The 16269-nt window shown below is 66.3% G+C and carries 15 protein-coding genes; 12 read left to right on the forward strand and 3 right to left on the reverse strand.

Translation table 11 applies throughout. The annotated features are described in order from the left end of the window. Positions 1-221: 221 nt before the first annotated feature. Together adh and RCAP_RS18455 are read left to right on the forward strand one after the other, a co-directional pair. Complete coding sequence (gene adh, locus RCAP_RS08035; protein ID WP_013067344.1) at positions 222-1748, forward strand: aldehyde dehydrogenase; 1527 nt, start codon at positions 222-224, stop codon at positions 1746-1748. Positions 1749-1959: 211 nt separating this feature from the next. Then, positions 1960-4164: a methyl-accepting chemotaxis protein gene (locus RCAP_RS18455; RefSeq protein ID WP_013067345.1), complete on the forward strand. Its 2205-nt coding sequence runs from the start codon at positions 1960-1962 to the stop codon at positions 4162-4164. A gap of 57 nt (positions 4165-4221) precedes the next feature. On the opposite strand, the gene RCAP_RS08045 is transcribed toward RCAP_RS18455, so the two are convergent. The 3 genes from RCAP_RS08045 to miaA form a co-directional block, all read right to left on the reverse strand. Beyond that, positions 4222-4737 (reverse strand): TIGR00645 family protein, encoded by a 516-nt coding sequence (locus RCAP_RS08045; protein WP_013067346.1) that lies wholly within the window; start codon positions 4735-4737, stop codon positions 4222-4224. A 26-nt stretch (positions 4738-4763) separates the two neighbouring features. Continuing rightward, positions 4764-5708: an AraC family transcriptional regulator gene (locus tag RCAP_RS08050; RefSeq protein ID WP_013067347.1), complete on the reverse strand. Its 945-nt coding sequence runs from the start codon at positions 5706-5708 to the stop codon at positions 4764-4766. A gap of 100 nt (positions 5709-5808) precedes the next feature. Beyond that, a complete protein-coding gene (gene miaA / locus RCAP_RS08055) occupies positions 5809-6744 on the reverse strand; it encodes a tRNA (adenosine(37)-N6)-dimethylallyltransferase MiaA (RefSeq protein WP_115503955.1) in 936 nt (311 codons plus the stop codon). A 50-nt stretch (positions 6745-6794) separates the two neighbouring features. Here miaA and pyrH point away from each other — a divergent pair, with 50 nt between their 5' ends. From pyrH to fabZ, 10 genes are all read left to right on the forward strand, one after another. Then, positions 6795-7526 carry a UMP kinase gene (gene pyrH, locus RCAP_RS08060; RefSeq protein ID WP_013067349.1) on the forward strand — a complete coding sequence of 244 codons (732 nt, stop codon included), beginning with the start codon at positions 6795-6797 and terminating at the stop codon, positions 7524-7526. A 105-nt stretch (positions 7527-7631) separates the two neighbouring features. Next, entirely contained in the window at positions 7632-8195 is a 564-nt protein-coding gene (gene frr, locus RCAP_RS08065; protein ID WP_013067350.1) for a ribosome recycling factor, read from the forward strand. A gap of 20 nt (positions 8196-8215) precedes the next feature. Next, positions 8216-8968: a polyprenyl diphosphate synthase gene (gene uppS, locus RCAP_RS08070; protein ID WP_013067351.1), complete on the forward strand. Its 753-nt coding sequence runs from the start codon at positions 8216-8218 to the stop codon at positions 8966-8968. After that, positions 8965-9759 carry a phosphatidate cytidylyltransferase gene (locus RCAP_RS08075; protein ID WP_013067352.1) on the forward strand — a complete coding sequence of 265 codons (795 nt, stop codon included), beginning with the start codon at positions 8965-8967 and terminating at the stop codon, positions 9757-9759. Before uppS ends, RCAP_RS08075 begins: the two co-directional genes overlap by 4 nt. 3 nt (positions 9760-9762) lie before the next feature. Next, positions 9763-10935, forward strand: a complete 1173-nt coding sequence (dxr, locus tag RCAP_RS08080) for a 1-deoxy-D-xylulose-5-phosphate reductoisomerase (RefSeq protein WP_013067353.1) — start codon at positions 9763-9765, stop codon at positions 10933-10935. Positions 10936-10938: 3 nt separating this feature from the next. Then, positions 10939-12276 (forward strand): RIP metalloprotease RseP, encoded by a 1338-nt coding sequence (gene rseP, locus RCAP_RS08085; protein ID WP_013067354.1) that lies wholly within the window; start codon positions 10939-10941, stop codon positions 12274-12276. 93 nt (positions 12277-12369) lie between these two features. Then, entirely contained in the window at positions 12370-12543 is a 174-nt protein-coding gene (locus RCAP_RS19580) for a hypothetical protein (protein WP_013067355.1), read from the forward strand. Positions 12544-12664: 121 nt separating this feature from the next. Further along, positions 12665-15067 (forward strand): outer membrane protein assembly factor BamA, encoded by a 2403-nt coding sequence (gene bamA, locus RCAP_RS08090; protein WP_013067356.1) that lies wholly within the window; start codon positions 12665-12667, stop codon positions 15065-15067. Between the two features lie 60 nt (positions 15068-15127). Then, positions 15128-15703, forward strand: a complete 576-nt coding sequence (locus RCAP_RS08095; protein ID WP_013067357.1) for an OmpH family outer membrane protein — start codon at positions 15128-15130, stop codon at positions 15701-15703. 104 nt (positions 15704-15807) lie between these two features. Continuing rightward, positions 15808-16269, forward strand: coding sequence for a 3-hydroxyacyl-ACP dehydratase FabZ (gene fabZ / locus RCAP_RS08100; protein WP_013067358.1), 462 nt, complete (start codon positions 15808-15810; stop codon positions 16267-16269).

Here is a 16269-nt window from a genome sequence, read left to right on the forward strand (position 1 = left end):
CCGGGGGGTGAGGCGCACGCGAGGGGGGCAGAGCCCCCAGACCCCGCCTGCGACCCCGCGCCGCCTTTACGAATTTTGCGATGCTGCAGCTGCACCTGTCTCGGCAGTGAAACAGGTCAGCCATAACTCCAAAACAAAGCCGCTATGCAAGAATCGCAAAGAGGCGCAGTCTTTTCCCATCGACACCCCGGGGAGGGGGTCAGACCATCAGGGAGGACAAGATGGCCAACGACATGCCGCATGATTTCAAGGGGGTGATGGTGTCGCCCTTCAAGCCGCGCTACGACAATTTCATCGGCGGCAAATGGACCCCGCCGGTCGGGGGCAAGTATTTCGACAACATCACGCCGATCACCGGCGAGAAGATCTGCGAAGTTGCCGCCTCGACCGCGGCGGATGTCGAGCTGGCGCTCGATGCCGCCCATGCCGCGAAAGGCGACTGGGGCACCACCTCGGCCGCGCATCGCTCGAACGTGCTTTTGAAGATCGCCGACCGGCTGGAGCAGAACCTTGACCTGCTCGCCGCCGCCGAGACCTGGGACAACGGCAAGCCGATCCGCGAAACCACCGCCGCCGATATCCCCCTTTCCGTCGACCATTTCCGCTATTTCGCGGGGGTGCTGCGCGGGCAGGAAGGCTCGATGTCGGAAATCGACAATGACACCGTCGCCTATCACTATCACGAGCCGCTGGGCGTCGTCGGGCAGATCATCCCGTGGAACTTCTCGATCCTGATGGCGGCGTGGAAACTGGCCCCGGCGCTGGCGGCGGGCAACTGCATCGTGCTGAAACCGGCCGAACAGACCCCCTCCGCGATCATGGTGCTGATCGACGTGATCAAGGACCTGCTGCCGCCGGGTGTGCTGAACATCGTCAACGGCATGGGCCCCGATGTCGGCGCGCCGCTCGCGCGCTCGAACCGGATCGCGAAGATCGCCTTCACCGGCTCGACCGAGACCGGCCGCAAGATCATGCAATATGCGACCGAGAACCTGATCCCGGTGACGCTGGAGCTGGGCGGCAAGTCGCCGAACATCTTCTTTTCGGATGTGATGGCGAAAGATGACGCCTTCCTCGACAAGGCGGTCGAGGGTTTCGTTCTGTTCGCCTTCAACCAGGGCGAGGTCTGCACCTGCCCGTCGCGCGCGCTCATTCAGGAGGACATCTACGAAGAGTTCATCGCCCGCGCCATTGCCCGGGTGAAGGCGATCAAGCAGGGCGACCCGCGCCTGATGGAGACGATGGTCGGCGCGCAGGCCAGCCAGGAACAGCAGGACAAGATCCTGTCCTATCTCAAGATCGGCCGCGAGGAAGGCGCGCAGGTCCTGTGCGGCGGCGATGCGGCAAGCCTTGGCGGCGATCTGGCGAACGGCTTCTACATCCAGCCGACGATCCTCAAGGGTCACAACAAGATGCGGGTCTTCCAGGAGGAAATCTTCGGGCCGGTCGTGTCGGTGACCACCTTCAAGGACGAGGACGAAGCCCTGCATATCGCCAATGACACGATGTACGGCCTGGGCGCCGGCGTCTGGTCGCGCGACATCAACACCTGCTACCGCTTTGGCCGCCACATCCAGGCCGGGCGCGTCTGGGTGAACAACTACCACGCCTATCCGGCCCATGCGGCCTTTGGCGGCTACAAGCAATCGGGCATCGGGCGTGAAACCCACAAGATGATGCTCGATCACTACCAGCAGACCAAGAACATGCTGGTCAGCTACAACCCGAACAAGCTGGGCTTCTTCTGATCCCTCCCGCCCGGCCGGGCCGCGGCAGTGCCGCGGCCCATCTTCAAGACCCTTGCGCCCAAGGCAAGACCGGGCCGTCCGCAGGGCGGCCCGGTTGGTGTTTTTGGGCAAGAAACTCGCCTCAGGGTAATTTGCAGCGGGGGTTAATCCCGTAAATCGGGTGTTCACGATTTTCCGCTATCCCGTCTGTGACTTGCGATGGAGACCGTCCATGACGCTTCGCAGACAGATCCTTTTGCTTCCCCTTCTCACCGCGGTGATCGCGATCGTGCTCAACCTGTCCGGCATGGTGCTGGTCGGGCAGCGCACGCTGGACGCCGCCTATTCGAAGGAACGCGCCGTGGCCGCGGATGCGCTGCGGCTGGCGATCGACGCCCGGACGACCGAGGCGCTGTCGATGGCCCAGATCATCGCGGGGATGCCCGCGCTGCGGGAGGCCGTCGCCCGCCGGGATGACAAGACGATCGAGACCATGCTGGCGGGCTCGATCCAGGAGATGATGGCCCAGACCGGGATGACGCAGCTGCATTTCCATGTGCCGCCGGGGACCTCGCTGATCCGGGTGCATCAGCTGGACAAGCGCGGCGACGATCTGACGAAAACCCGGCCGATGGTGGTCAGGGCGAATGCGGCGCAGGTGCCCGAACGCGGGCTCGAGCGCGGCAGGACCGGCGTCGGCGCGCGCGGCGTGGCGCCGATCAGCTGGCAGGGCGCCCATGTCGGCACCGTCGAAGTGGGCTTTGACATGGATGCGAATTTCCTCTCGGCGATGGCGGCGGATACCGGGAACGAATTCGAATTCTACGCGGTTCCCCCGGCGGGAGAGGCGGGCAAGATCGAGCGCAAGGCCGACACCACCGGCGAGGCCCCGATGCTGGCGCCGGGCGATTTCGACCAGGTGCTGCAGTCCGACGGCATCGATCTGCTGCGGAATTTCGACGGCGTGCCCCATGTCGGCCGTGCCGTCGCGGTGAAGGATTTCTCGGGGGTTCCGATCGGCATCTATGTCGTCGCCTCGCCCGATCATCTGGCGGCCGACATGCTGGCGGCGCAGACCCGGTTGAGCGCGATTGCGGTGGTGCTGTCGCTGGTGCTGGCCTCGGGCGTGGCCTGGGCGGGGGGGCGGCACATCGCGGGCTGCGTGCAGCGCCAGGCGGTGACGACGCGGGCGATCGCCGAGGGGCGGACCGATGTCGAGATCATCGGCACCGAGCGCAAGGACGAGCTGGGCGACATGGCGCGGGCGCTGGTGGTGTTTCGCACCAATCTGGAGGAAAACGCCCGGATGCAGGCGGCGCTTCAGGCCGAGGAACAGGCGAAACGCCGCGCCGAGGAGAGCGCCCGGGCCGAGGCCGAGCGGGCCGAGGCCGAGCGCCGCCGGGCCGAGGTCGAGGCGCTGGAACATGAGCGTCAGCGCGTCGAGGCGGAGCGCGTCGAAGCGGCCCGTCGCGCCGAAGAGACCCGGGCGCGTCTGAGCGAGCAGCAGCTTGTGGTCGCGGCGCTTTCGAAGGCGCTGGAATCGCTGGCGGCGGGCGATCTGCACTGCGTCATCGAAACCCCGCTGCCGGGCGAATACGATCAGCTTCGGGCGCATTTCAACTCTGCCATCCGGCAGCTGGGCGATGCGCTGGTGCAGATCGACCTCTCGGCGACGCGGGTCGATGCCGAGGCGGGCAAGCTCTCGCAGGCCAGCACGCAGCTTGCGCACAGCACCGAACGCAATGCGGCGGCGCTGGAGGAGACGGCGGCGGCGCTCAACCAGCTGACCAGTTCGGTTTCCTCGGCGGCCGACGGGGCGTCGCAGGCGCGCGAGATCGCGGCGCAGGCACGTCAGAATGCGGAAAGCGGCGTCGGGGTGGTGGCCGAGGCCGTGGCGGCCATGGCCGAGATCGAAGCCTCGTCGCAATCGATTTCGCGCATCACCCATGTGATCGAGGAAATCGCCTTTCAGACCAACCTGCTGGCCCTCAATGCCGGGGTCGAGGCCGCCCGGGCGGGCGAGGCCGGGCGCGGCTTTGCCGTCGTCGCCTCGGAGGTGCGGGCGCTGGCGCAGCGGGCGTCTGATGCGGTGCGGGAGATTTCGCAACTGATCGAAACCTCGACCCTGCAGGTGCAGGGCGGGGTGAAGATGGTGGGGCGGACCGGCGCGGCGCTCGATCAGATCGCAAGCTCGGTGCGCGACATCTTCGAGCGGATGGGCGAAATTGCCGCCTCGGCCGAGGAACAGGCGCGCGGCATCGTCGAGATCAATGGCGCGGTGAACCAGCTCGATCAGACGACGCAGCATATCGCCAACATGACCGACATGTCGGCGGCATCGGGGCGGGCGCTTGCCAGCGAGGGCAGCGATCTGCGCCAGACCGTCGAACGGTTTCACCTGCCCGAAACCGCTGGCATGCATCGCTCGGCCGCGTGACGGAAAAGACCTGCCCGCGGCCGGGCCGCGGGCAGCGTTGCATTGCGGGGATCGGGCTTATTTCGCCGACTTCTTCATCGCCTTGGCGTGATTGCTGATCCAGTCCATCAGCGCAAGCAGCACCCCCGAGATCACGAAGACCAGATGGATCACCACCATCCAGGTGATCTTTTCCGCCGGGTATTTTTCAAGATCCATGAACACCTTGAGCAGGTGAATCCCGGAAATCGCGACGATCGAGGCGACCAGCTTCAGCTTCAGCGTCGAGAAATCGACCTCGCTTTGCCAATCCGGCCGGTCCTCGTGGCCGTGGGTGTCCATGCGCGAGACGAAATTCTCGTAGCCCGAGAAGATCACGATCAGGATCAGGTTCGCGGCCAGGCTGAGGTCGATCAGCGACAGCGCCCCCATCACCGCGATATCCACCTCCATCTGCGGGATCTGCAGCGCGAAATGGTAAAGCTCCAGCACGAAGGCCCAGAGCAGGATCGCCAGCGTCCCCACCAGCCCCAGATACATCGGTGCCATCAGCCAGCGGCTGGCAAAAAGCACCCGTTCGATCGCGCGTTCCATGAATACTCCGTTAATGTCTGCTCCGCCTAGATAGGGACGGCCCCGCGCGCGCAAGGGCGGGGCGCGGCCTTCGGCTCAGCCGCCCTTGCGGAAGGCCGAGGGGGTCTTGCCGACCCTGGCCTGAAAGCGCGGGTGAAATAGGCGGGGCTGTTGAACCCAAGGGCGGCGGCGATGTCCTTGACCGGGGTCCCGGTCTCGCTCAGAAGCCGCCGCGCCTCGTAAAGGCGGCGATCCTGCAGCAGCTCCGAGGCGGCCCGGCCGCAGCTGATCCGGCAGGACCGCGTCAGATGCGTCGCCGTCACACCGAGCTGCGCGGCATAATCGGCCACGCCCAGACCGGAGCGAAAATCCCGTTCCAGAACAGCGGCATAGCGGGTCACCAGCTTGCGCGCGGCCTCTGATGCGCGGGGCTCGGCCGCCTGCGACATGCCCTGACGTTCGATGATCACGCTCAAAAGGCCGAGATAATGCAGCGCCGCCCGGTCCGATCCGGGACGGTTGCTTTCCAGCTCGCGGGTCACCGATTCGATCAGCCCCGAGATCTCGGCCTGCACCGGGGGCTCGCGCACGCGCAGATATTGCGCCGCATGCGGCAGCGTCAGTTCCGAATTCTTGCCGAAAAACACCGCAAGGCCGGTGGTCTGGCTCGAGATCTCGAAGCCGTGCATCACGCCCGCGGGCAGGAAGGCGGCCGAATAGGGACCGTAACCACGGGTCACGCCGCCCATGGTGATCCGGCCCTGACCGCGGGTGAACCACAGGAAACAGGGTTCCGACAGTGCCCGCATCGCCTCCACGCGCCAGCGCCCGCCCTGGGCAAGCCGGGCGATCGGCACGATGCGCGGCACCGAGGGCGGCTCGGGCAAAAGCGACTTCGGCCGGGCGGGCTTGGCCGCGACAGAGGAGGCAGAGGGGCCCGGGCGCAGGGTCTTGGCGAAGGGCGCAAGCGGAGGGGTCTTGAAAAGGGTCACGAAAGCTTCCGGGGCGGCGGTGGTCGCGCCAAGGATAGGGAAGATCCCCTTGTTAATCCAACGAAAAACACGGGCGTGCCGAAATTGGCCCGGCCCGGTTTCAGCCCCGCAGGATGTTGTGCCAGCCCCCCATCCGGCCACGAAACCATGTGCGTTGCCGCTTCGCATATTGGCGCGAGGCGGCCTTGGCGCGCGCGGTCGCGGTGGCCAGATCGATCTCGCCCCGCAGATGCGCGACCAGCTCGGGGGCGCCGATCGCCTTGGCCCAAAGCGCCGAAGCGTCCCACTGGGGCAGGAGGGCGCGGACCTCGTCCAGCGCGCCCGACTCAAGCATCGTCTCGAAGCGGGCATCGATCCGCGCCGCCAGAAGGTCGCGCCCGGGCGAGAGCAGCAGCGGCACGGCGGCGTCGAGCGGCAGAAGCGGCGGCGGTGTGTCATCCTGCCAGGCGGCCAGCCCGCGGCCGGTCGCCCGCATCACCTCCCAGGCGCGTTGCACCCGCATCGGGTTCAGCCCGTCGACGCGGGCCGCGGTGGCGGGGTCCAGCTCGGCCCGCATGCCCGCATGCCCCTCGGTCAGGCGGCGGCGGTCGGCCTCGGCGCGGATCTCGGCGGGCGTGGCGGGGATCTCGGCCAGCCCCTCGGTCAGCGCGCTCAGGTAAAGCCCGGTGCCGCCCACGATGATCGGGCGCGGCCCGGCGCCCGCGCGAAAGGCAGCAAGGATCGGGCCGATCTCGCGCAGCCAGGCGCCGACGGAATAGTCTTCGCCCGGGGCGCGGTGCCCGTAAAGCGCATGGGGGGCGCGGGCTTCATCCGCGGCCGAGGGCCGGGCCGAGAGCACGCGCCAGCACGACCAGACCTGCAGCGCATCGGCATTCACCACGACGCCGCTGGATTGTTCCGCGATTTCAAGCGCCAGCGCGGATTTCCCCGAGGCCGTCGCCCCCGCGATCAGCACCGGGCGGTCAGCGGGCAGGGCGGCAAGGTCGAACACGGCGATGATCCCGAAGCTGCGGTTGAGGTTGATCCCGGACGCCATTTGCGACATTTTGCGCCCCGATGACAACCAGGGACCGCCAAGGAGCCGCGATGACCGAAGCCAACGAACCGATCGTGAAATACAAACGCGTGCTTCTGAAGATCTCGGGCGAGGCGCTGATGGGCGATCAGGGCTACGGCCTGCATCCGCCGACCGTCGAACGCATCGCCCGCGAGGTGAAATCGGTCCGCGATCTGGGCGTGGAAATCTGCATGGTGATCGGCGGCGGCAACATCTTCCGCGGCCTTGCGGGCTCGGCGCAGGGGATGGAGCGCACGACGGCCGATTACATGGGGATGCTGGCGACGGTGATGAACGCGCTGGCCATGCAGGGCGCGCTCGAATCGATGGGGGTCTTTACCCGGGTGATCAGCGCGATTCCGATGGATCAGGTCTGCGAACCCTACATCCGCCGCCGCGCCGTGCGGCATCTGGAGAAAAAGCGCGTCTGCATCTTTGCCGCGGGCACCGGCAACCCCTATTTCACCACCGACACGGCCGCGACCTTGCGGGCGAACGAGATGTCCTGCGAGGCGATCTTCAAGGGCACCAAGGTCGATGGCGTCTATGACATGGACCCGAAGAAACACGCCCATGCGAAGCGCTACGACACGGTGAGCTATGACGAGGTGCTGCAAAAGAACCTGGGCGTCATGGATGCCTCGGCGATTGCGCTCGCGCGCGACAACAACCTGCCGATCATCGTCTTTTCGCTGGATGAACCGGGCGGGTTCCGCGGCATTCTGGCCGGGCAGGGCACCTATACCCGCGTGCAGGGCTGAGATCGGCGACATGTGACGCAACGGAACGGGTGCGCGCGCTTGGCCCCTATCCAAGCGCCGCCCGCCCCGTTATGAAGACGAAAACGGAAAAGAGCGGGGGACCCCATGTCCGACGATATCGAAATCGACACCGACGACCTCGAACGCCGCATGGAGGGCGCGATGCATGCGCTCAAGCATGAATTCGGCACGCTGCGCACCGGCCGCGCCTCGGCCTCGATGGTCGAGCCGATCATGGTCGATGCCTATGGCTCGCTGGTGCCGATCAACCAGGTCGGCACGATCAACGTGCCCGAGCCGCGGATGGTGACCGTGAACGTCTGGGACAAGGGCATGATCAACAAGGTCGAAAAGGCCATTCGCGATTCGGGCCTGGGCATCAACCCGCAGACCAACGGCCCGATCATCATGCTGCCGATCCCCGAGCTGAACGAGGAACGCCGCCGCGAGCTGACCAAGGTCGCCGCGCAATATGCCGAACATGCCCGCGTCGCCATCCGCAACGTCCGCCGCGACGGCATGGACCAGATCAAGAAAGCCAAGGCCAACGGCATGTCGGAAGACGACCAGAAGTTCTGGGAAGGCGAGATCGAAGAGCTGACGAAAAAGCACATCGGTCTGGTCGACAAGGCGCTTGAGGGCAAGCAGGCGGAGATCATGCACGTCTGAGACGTGCAGAAAGGCTGATGATGACCGCGACCGAGCCCCGACCCGCGCCGACCGGCGGTGGCGTCACCGATTACGGCGTTTCGCATGTCGCGATGATCATGGATGGCAACGGCCGCTGGGCCAAGCAGCGCGGCTGGCCGCGGCTGGTGGGGCACCGAAAGGGCGCGGAACGGGTCAAGGAGATCGTCCGCGCCTGCCCCGATCTGGGGGTGAAATGGCTCACCCTTTATGCCTTTTCGACCGAGAACTGGAAGCGCTCGACCGAGGAAGTCCTTGGGTTGATGGCGCTTTTTGCCCGTTACATCCAGCGCGAGGCCGATGCGATGTCGGCCGAGGGGGTGCGGATGCGCTTCATCGGCGACCGCGGGCCGCTGGATGGCAAGCTGCGCGGGCTGATGGACGGGATCGAGGCGCGTACGGCGATGAATGCGCGGCTGAACCTGACCGTGGCGATCAATTACGGCGGCCGCGACGAGTTGCGCCGGGCGGCGGTCTCGATCGCGCAGGAGGTGGCGGCCGGGCGGCTGGCCCCCGAGGCGATCACCGAGGCGGTCTTTGCGGGCCATCTCGACACCGCGGCGATCCCCGATCCGGATCTGGTGATCCGTTCCTCGGGCGAGACGCGGACGTCGAATTTCCTGCCTTGGCAGGCGGCTTACGCGGAATATGACTTCACGCCGACGCTGTGGCCGGATTTCAACCCGGCGGCGCTGGCGGCGATCCTGGCGCAATTCGGTGGCCGCGAACGGCGTTTCGGCGGGGTGAAGGGATGAGTGGCAACTGGTCGGATCTGCGCGCGCGCACGGGCTCGGGGCTGGCGATGGTCGCGGCGGGGGCGCTGGCGATCTGGCTGGGCGGGTTGCCCTTCATCGCGCTGGCGGTGCTGGTCACCGGGCTGATGATCTGGGAACTTGCGGCGATGACGCGCCCCGAGGGGGCCGCGTCCTGGCCTGCGGTCGGGCTGGGTCTGACCGGCGCGACGGCGCTTTTTGCCGTTGTCTTCGGCCATCTGTGGTTCCTGACACCGCTTCTGATCCTGCCCGCGGCGCTTGGCAGCTTTGCCACGGCCCGCCGCGACCGGGCGATCTTTGCCGCCTATGCGGTGCTGATCATGCTGGCGGGCTATGCGCTGGTGGCGCTGCGTCTGGGCGTCGGGCCGGGGGTGATCCTGTGGCTTGTCTGCGTCGTCGTCGCCTCGGATGTCGGCGGCTATTTCGTCGGCCGCGCCCTGGGCGGGCCGAAATTCTGGCCCCGGGTCTCGCCGAAAAAGACCTGGTCGGGCACGGTGGCGGGCTGGTTTGGCGCCGCGGCCGTGGGCGGGCTTTTCGCCGCAGCGGGCGCGGGCGGTCTTGCGCTTGTCTGGCTTACGCCGATTGTGGCGCTTGCCGGGCAGATGGGCGACATCGCGGAAAGCGCGATCAAGCGGCGGATGGGGGTGAAAGATTCCTCGGCCCTGATCCCCGGTCACGGCGGAGTGCTGGACCGGTTCGACGCGCTGATCGGCGCGGCTCTGGTGGTGCTTTTGCTTGTGCCCTTGATGCCGCAAACGCTTTTCGGAGGCTAAGTCATGCGACGCATTACGGTTTTCGGGTCCACCGGCTCGATCGGGGTCAATACGCTTGACCTGATCGCCCGTCGTCCGGGGGCCTTTCAGGTGGTGGCCCTGTCCGGGGGGCGCAACATCAAGCTTCTGGCCGAACAGGCGCGGGCTTTCCGGGCCGAGGTCGCGGTGACCGCGCATGAAGATTGCCTGCCTGCGCTGCGCGACGCGCTGGCCGGAACCGGGATCGAGGCGACGGCCGGGAAAGCCGCGCTGATCGAGGCGGCGCTGCGTCCGGCCGACTGGATCATGTCGGCCATCGTCGGCGCCGCGGGTCTGGCGCCGGGCTTTGCCGCGCTGAGCCAGGGCACGACGCTCGCGCTCGCGAACAAGGAATCGCTGGTCACCGCCGGGCCGCTGCTTCTGGCGGAAGCCGCGAAACACAACGCCCGCCTTTTGCCCGTCGACAGCGAACATTCCGCGGTCTTTCAGGCGCTGGTCGGCGAAGAGATGGCAGCGGTCGAACGCATCATCATCACCGCCTCGGGCGGGGCCTTCCGCGATTGGCCGATCGAGAAACTGGCCCATGCGACGGTGTCGCAGGCCTCCACCCATCCGAACTGGGCGATGGGGCAAAGGATCACCATCGATTCCGCGTCCTTCTTCAACAAGGCCTTGGAACTGATTGAAACCAAGGAATATTTCGGCGTGCGGCCAGAGCAGATCGAGGTTCTGGTGCACCCTGAATCGCTGGTGCATGCGCTGGTCGGCTTCAAGGACGGTGCGCTGATGGCGCATCTGGGCGCGCCCGACATGCGCCATGCCATCGGCTATGCGCTCAATTGGCCGGAGCGGGCGGAGCTGCCGGTGACCCGTCTGGATCTGGCAAAGATCGGCGCGCTGACCTTCCGCGCGCCCGACGAGGACCGCTTCCCGGCGCTGCGTCTGGCGCGCGAGGTGATGGCGATGGGCGGCACGGCGGGGGCGGCCTTCAACGCCGCCAAGGAAGCCGCGCTGGATGCCTTCATCGGCGAGGAGATCGGTTTTCTGGCGATGAGCCGTCTGGTCGAAGCCGTGCTGACCGAGATGACCGCGCGTCACGGGCTTGGAAAACCGCTCGACAGTCTCGATATGGTGATGGACACCGATGCCACCGCGCGGGCGCTTGCGCGCAGCCTTGTGCCGACAGTAAGGACCTGACCCTTGGATTTTCTTCCCGACCTTGTTTCGATGCTGCAGACCGCGCTGGCCTTTGTCATCGCGCTTTCGATCATCGTCACGGTGCATGAATACGGCCATTACATCGTGGGGCGGCTGTGCGGCATCAAGGCCGAGGCCTTCTCGATCGGCTTTGGGCCAAAGCTGATCAGCCGGGTCGACAAGCACGGCACGGTCTGGAAGATTTCGCTGTTCCCGCTTGGGGGTTACGTCAAGTTTCTGGGCGATGCCAACGCCACTTCGGCGGGGGTGGACGAGGAAACCATGGCGCGGCTGAACGCCGAGGAACGCCGCCATTCGATGCATGGCGCGCCCCTTTGGGGGGGCGGCGACCGTGGCCGCGGGGCGGTCTTCAACTTCATCCTGTCGATCCTGGTCTTTGCCGGGGCGATGGCCTGGGAGGGCAAGCCCGCCGTGCCGCCGCAGGTGGCGGACCTGGTGGCGCTGCCCGGCGGCTCGGGCGATCTGCGCCCGGGCGACCGGCTTCTGGCGATCGAGGGCGTCGCGCTGCCCGATTACGACCGGCTGCGCGAGGTGCCGACGCCGGAAAAACCCTTCCTCAGCTATCGGGTGCTGCGCGACGGCACCGACATGGTGGTTGACGGGCCGCAGCTGGCGCCGCCGCGCGCCGCGCAGGTGTTGCCGCAATCGGCCGCCGATGCCGCCGGGATCCGCGCGGGCGACGTGATCACCGCGATCGACGGGCAGCCGATCTGGCGCTTTGACGATCTGGTCGCCAAGGTCGGCGCGGGCAAGGGCGCGGCGCTGACGCTGGATCTGTGGCGCCCCGCCGAGGAGGGTAATGGCGGCAGCACGCTTTCGGTGACGCTGACGCCGAAGATCGTCGACATGCCGCGCCCGGACGGCAGTTTCGTCAGCGATTTCAAGATCGGCCTGATCGCCGGTGCGGGCTTCAGCCCGGTCACCGAGGGGATCGGCCCGGTCGAGGCGCTGATGGGCGGGGCGAAACAGACCTGGGGGGCGATCACCGCCTCGGTCTCGGCGATCGAACATATCGTGCTGGGCAAGATCTCGAGCTGCAACCTGCGCGGCGCCATCGGCATCGCCGAGGGCTCGGGCGCGGCGGCCAAGGCGGGGGCGGCGGATTTCATCTGGTTCATCGCCATGCTCTCGACCGCGGTGGGCTTCCTGAACCTGTTCCCGATCCCGGTGCTGGATGGCGGCCATCTGATGTTCCACCTCTGGGAAGGCGTCACCGGCAAGCCGCCGTCGGACCGGGTGATGAGCCTGATGGTCTCGGTCGGGCTGGCGCTGGTGCTGTCGCTGATGGCCTTTGGCCTTTGGAACGATCTGGTGTGCTGAGACGGGCGGGGCGGCGCAAATTCGCCCCGATCCGCCCTAATTAGGCCGCATTGAACGGGTATTTCGGTGCCGAAAGGCAAAGGAGTCCCGATCATGCAGGCGGTTCTGAGCGACGGATACCGGAGCGTCGCGCTCGTCTTCGACCTTGCGGCCGACCGCATTCTGGTGCCGGTGGCGATCTTCGTGGCGCTGGCCGGGGCGCTGGTGATCGGCATCGAGGTTTCGGCGCTGCTTCCCCCCGCCGATCCGACCCTGTATCAGCTTTGACCGATCTACCATATCTCGCGCTTTCGTTGCGCCCGAACACGGTCTGTCGCTTTGACAAGGGCCGTCTTTCTCGCTAGTCACGTCAGAGAACTGCGCCAAGCGACCTGACGGGGAGAGTGCGATGACGATCCGGCTGCAACTTGCCAAGCCCAAGGCGAAGACCCGTCTGGGCATGCTCGCGACCAGCACATTCCTTGCCCTTGCCGTGCCTTGCGCCTTTGTCGCCGCGCCGGTGCTGGCGCAGGACTATGCCTTTCAAAGCGTGAAGATCGAGGGCAATGACCGGGTCGAACCGGCGACGATCCTCAGCTATGCCGGAATCGCCAAGGGCGCCCGGGTCAGCGCCGGGGCGCTGAACGACGCGTTCCAGCGGCTGCAGGGCTCGGGCCTGTTCGAAAGCGTCGAGATCGTGCCGCAGGGCGGGACGCTGGTGATCCGGGTCAAGGAATATCCGACCGTCAACGTCGTCGATTTCGAAGGCAACAAGATCCTCAAGGACGACAAGCTGGCCGGGCTGGTGAAGACGCAACCGCGCAAGGTGTTCTCTCCGGCGACGCTCGAGGCCGATGCCGCCGCGCTGGCCGAGGGCTACGCCACCACCGGCCGTCTGGCCGCCCGCATCGATCCGAAGGTGATCAAGCGCGACGGCAACCGCGTCGATGTCGTCTTCGAGATCAAGGAAGGCGCCGTTTCCGAGGTCAACCGCATCACCTTCACCGGCAACCGCTCCTTCTCGGACCGGCGTCTGCGCGACGTGCTGGGCACGAAACAGGCGGGCATCCTGCACCGGCTGATCCAGCGCGACACCTTCGTGCCCGACCGGGTGCAGCTGGACCGGCAGATGCTGGTCGATTTCTACCATTCGCGCGGCTATCCGGATGTGGAAGTGACCGGCGTTTCCTCGGAAATGACCCGCGACCGCGAAGGTTTCTTCATGACCTTCAACATCCGCGAAGGGCAGCAATACAAGTTCGGCCAGATCACCACCGTCTCCGAAGTGGAGGAGCTGGACGCCAAGGAGTTCGAGGGTCTGGCCAAGATCCGCTCGGGCCGGATCTATTCGCCGACCGAGATCGATTACGCGGTGACCCGGATGGAGGAAGTCGCGCTGCGCAAGGGCGTGAACTTTGTCCGCGTCGATCCGCGCATCACCCGCGATCCGCGCACGCAGACGCTGAACGTCGAATTCGCGCTGGTGCGGGGCGAACGCGTCTTTGTCGAGCGCATCGACATCGAGGGCAACACCACCACGCTTGACAGCGTGATCCGGCGCGAGTTCAACACGGTCGAAGGCGACCCCTTCAACCCGCGCGAGATCAAGAACGCCGCCGAACGGATCCGCGCGCTTGGCTTCTTCTCCAAGGCCGATGTCGGCACGAAACCGGGCACCGGCCCCGATCAGGTGATCGTCGGCGTCGATGTCGAGGAACAGCCGACCGGCTCGCTGACCTTCGGCGCGAGCTATGGCGCTTCGGCCGGGTTCGGGCTGAATGCCTCGCTCGAGGAATCGAACTTCCTCGGCCGCGGGCAATATCTGGGCATCTCGGTCGGCACCACCTCGGACAACCAGCAGAATTCGATCGACTTCGTCGAGCCGCATCTGCTGGGCCGCGATCTGAAGGGCCGCTTCCATCTGTGGTACAACACCTCGGAAAGCGACAATTCCGATTACAACACCAAGATGATGGGGATTTCGCCCTCGCTCGAATTCCCGCTGGCGCGCAATGCGCGGCTGGAGATGCGCTACAGCTTCCTGCGCAACGAGCTGAGCAGCGTGACCTCTTATGCCGATGATACCGCCGACGGCACCGATAACGGGCTCTGGTCGTCGCAGATCCTTGTCGCCGAGGAAGAACAGGGCGCGCGCAACAGCATGGGGCCGGGCTACACCTATACCTTTGACACGCGCCGCACCGGCATCGACCCGCGCACGGGCTTCACCTTCCGGTTCAGTCAGGATCTTTACGGTCTGGGCGGGGATGTCGAGGCCTTGAAGACCACGGCGCTTCTGCGCGCCGAACGCAAGGTCTGGAACGAGGATGTGACCTTGCGGGCCGAGCTGGAAGGCGGGGCGATCGCCGCGCGGGGGGATACCACGCTGACGATCCTTGACCGCTTCTCGGGCAACAACAAGGTCCGCGGCTTCGAAAGCAATGGCTATGGTCCGCGCGATTACGTGCATGACGGGGCCGGGGCGGCCAATGGCGATGCCCTTGGGGGCAAGTATTTCGCGGCCCTGCGCCTTGAAAGCGAATTCCCGCTGGGCCTGCCCGAGGAATATGGCATCCATGGCGGTCTGTTCTGGGATACCGGCTCGGTCTGGGGGCTCGACAACACGACGGGCGGGCGCAGCGGGGCGCCAAGCGAGGTTGACGATTCCCTGCGTCTGCGCTCTGCGGTCGGCTTCTCGGTGTTCTGGGATTCGGCGCTGGGGCCGCTGCGGCTGAACTTCATGAAGGCGATCAAGAAAGAAGATTACGACAAGGAACAGAACTTCGATCTGACCATCGCGACGAAGTTCTGAGCCGATGCGGCGGATGCGCCAGCGAAACGCCTGACGGGGCCGGGGAGCCTCCCCGGCCTTTTGCGCCTGTGCCTTGTCGCGGCGGTGCTGGCGCTTGGCCTTGCGGCGCCGCTGCGGGCCGAGCCGGTGGCCCCGGCGGCGGTGCCGGTGCTGACGCTCGATTTCGAGCGGCTCTTTGATGACACGCTTTGGGGCAAGGCCATCGCCGCCGAGATGACCCGCGAATCGACGGCGCTTGCGGCGGAAAACACCCGCATCGCCGATGACCTGATCGCCGAGGAAAAGCTTCTGACCGAGCGGCGGGCAAAGCTGACGCCCGCGGCCTTTCGCGCCGAGGCCGATGCCTTTGACGAACGCGCGACCGGGATCCGGGCGGCGCAAAAGGCCAAGGCGCAGGCGTTGACGCAAAGCTTCGAGACGGCGCGGCAGGCGTTCTTCGTCGCCTCCGGGCCGCTGATCGACGAGATCCTGACCCGCCGCGGCGCGGTGATGGTGCTGGACCGGCGCGCGATCATCCGCGGCCTGGAAGCCGCCGACATCACCGAGGATCTGGCGCGGCTGATGGATGCGCGGCTGGGCGCGGGCCCCGCTGCGACGCCCGGCCCGTCCGGTTCCGGCCCGGGCGGCGGCGAATAGCCGCCCATGCCGATGCGCCCCGTCCTTGCCAAGCGGGACGCGCGACGCTAGCAACGGCCAAAGGCCGCCTTTCCCGCGACAGGCCCGTTTTGGAAGGATCGAAGATGAGCGAACCCGCCCCCTATACCAGCGCCGATCTGAGCCTGATCAAGCGGATCATCCCGCACCGTTACCCTTTCCTGATGGTCGACAAGGTGCGCGACATCGTGCCTTTCGAAAGCGCGGTGGGGATCAAATGCGTGACCAACAACGAGCCGCAATTCACCGGCCATTTCCCCGAGGAACCGGTGATGCCGGGGGTGATGATCGTCGAAGCCATGGCGCAGACGGCGGCGGTGGTCGTGGGCATTTCGATGAACGTGATCGACAAGCCGCTTGGCACCTATTTCATGGCGATCGACGGCTGCAAGTTCCGCCGCAAGGTGGTTCCGGGCGACGTTCTTGAAATGCATGTCACGGTCAAGCGCGGCGGCGGCAAGGTGTGGAAATTCCTTGGCGAATCCTTTGTCGAGGGGCAGCTGGCGGCGACCGCCGAATTCACCGCGATGATGGATCTGAAGGGCTGA

Origin of the sequence: Rhodobacter capsulatus SB 1003, from assembly GCF_000021865.1 — a bacterium.
Lineage (GTDB): Bacteria > Pseudomonadota > Alphaproteobacteria > Rhodobacterales > Rhodobacteraceae > Rhodobacter > Rhodobacter capsulatus_B.

What these genes read in the sequence shown, in the direction of transcription:
- adh (WP_013067344.1), top strand. Translation starts at nt 222, where the DNA reads ATGGCCAACGACATGCCGCATGATTTCAAGGGGGTGATGGTGTCGCCC.
- RCAP_RS18455 (WP_013067345.1), top strand. Translation starts at nt 1,960, where the DNA reads ATGACGCTTCGCAGACAGATCCTTTTGCTTCCCCTTCTCACCGCGGTG.
- RCAP_RS08045 (WP_013067346.1), bottom strand. Translation starts at nt 4,737, where the DNA reads ATGGAACGCGCGATCGAACGGGTGCTTTTTGCCAGCCGCTGGCTGATG.
- miaA (WP_115503955.1), bottom strand. Translation starts at nt 6,744, where the DNA reads ATGGCGTCCGGGATCAACCTCAACCGCAGCTTCGGGATCATCGCCGTG.
- pyrH (WP_013067349.1), top strand. Translation starts at nt 6,795, where the DNA reads ATGACCGAAGCCAACGAACCGATCGTGAAATACAAACGCGTGCTTCTG.
- frr (WP_013067350.1), top strand. Translation starts at nt 7,632, where the DNA reads ATGTCCGACGATATCGAAATCGACACCGACGACCTCGAACGCCGCATG.
- uppS (WP_013067351.1), top strand. Translation starts at nt 8,216, where the DNA reads ATGACCGCGACCGAGCCCCGACCCGCGCCGACCGGCGGTGGCGTCACC.
- RCAP_RS08075 (WP_013067352.1), top strand. Translation starts at nt 8,965, where the DNA reads ATGAGTGGCAACTGGTCGGATCTGCGCGCGCGCACGGGCTCGGGGCTG.
- dxr (WP_013067353.1), top strand. Translation starts at nt 9,763, where the DNA reads ATGCGACGCATTACGGTTTTCGGGTCCACCGGCTCGATCGGGGTCAAT.
- RCAP_RS19580 (WP_013067355.1), top strand. Translation starts at nt 12,370, where the DNA reads ATGCAGGCGGTTCTGAGCGACGGATACCGGAGCGTCGCGCTCGTCTTC.
- bamA (WP_013067356.1), top strand. Translation starts at nt 12,665, where the DNA reads ATGACGATCCGGCTGCAACTTGCCAAGCCCAAGGCGAAGACCCGTCTG.
- fabZ (WP_013067358.1), top strand. Translation starts at nt 15,808, where the DNA reads ATGAGCGAACCCGCCCCCTATACCAGCGCCGATCTGAGCCTGATCAAG.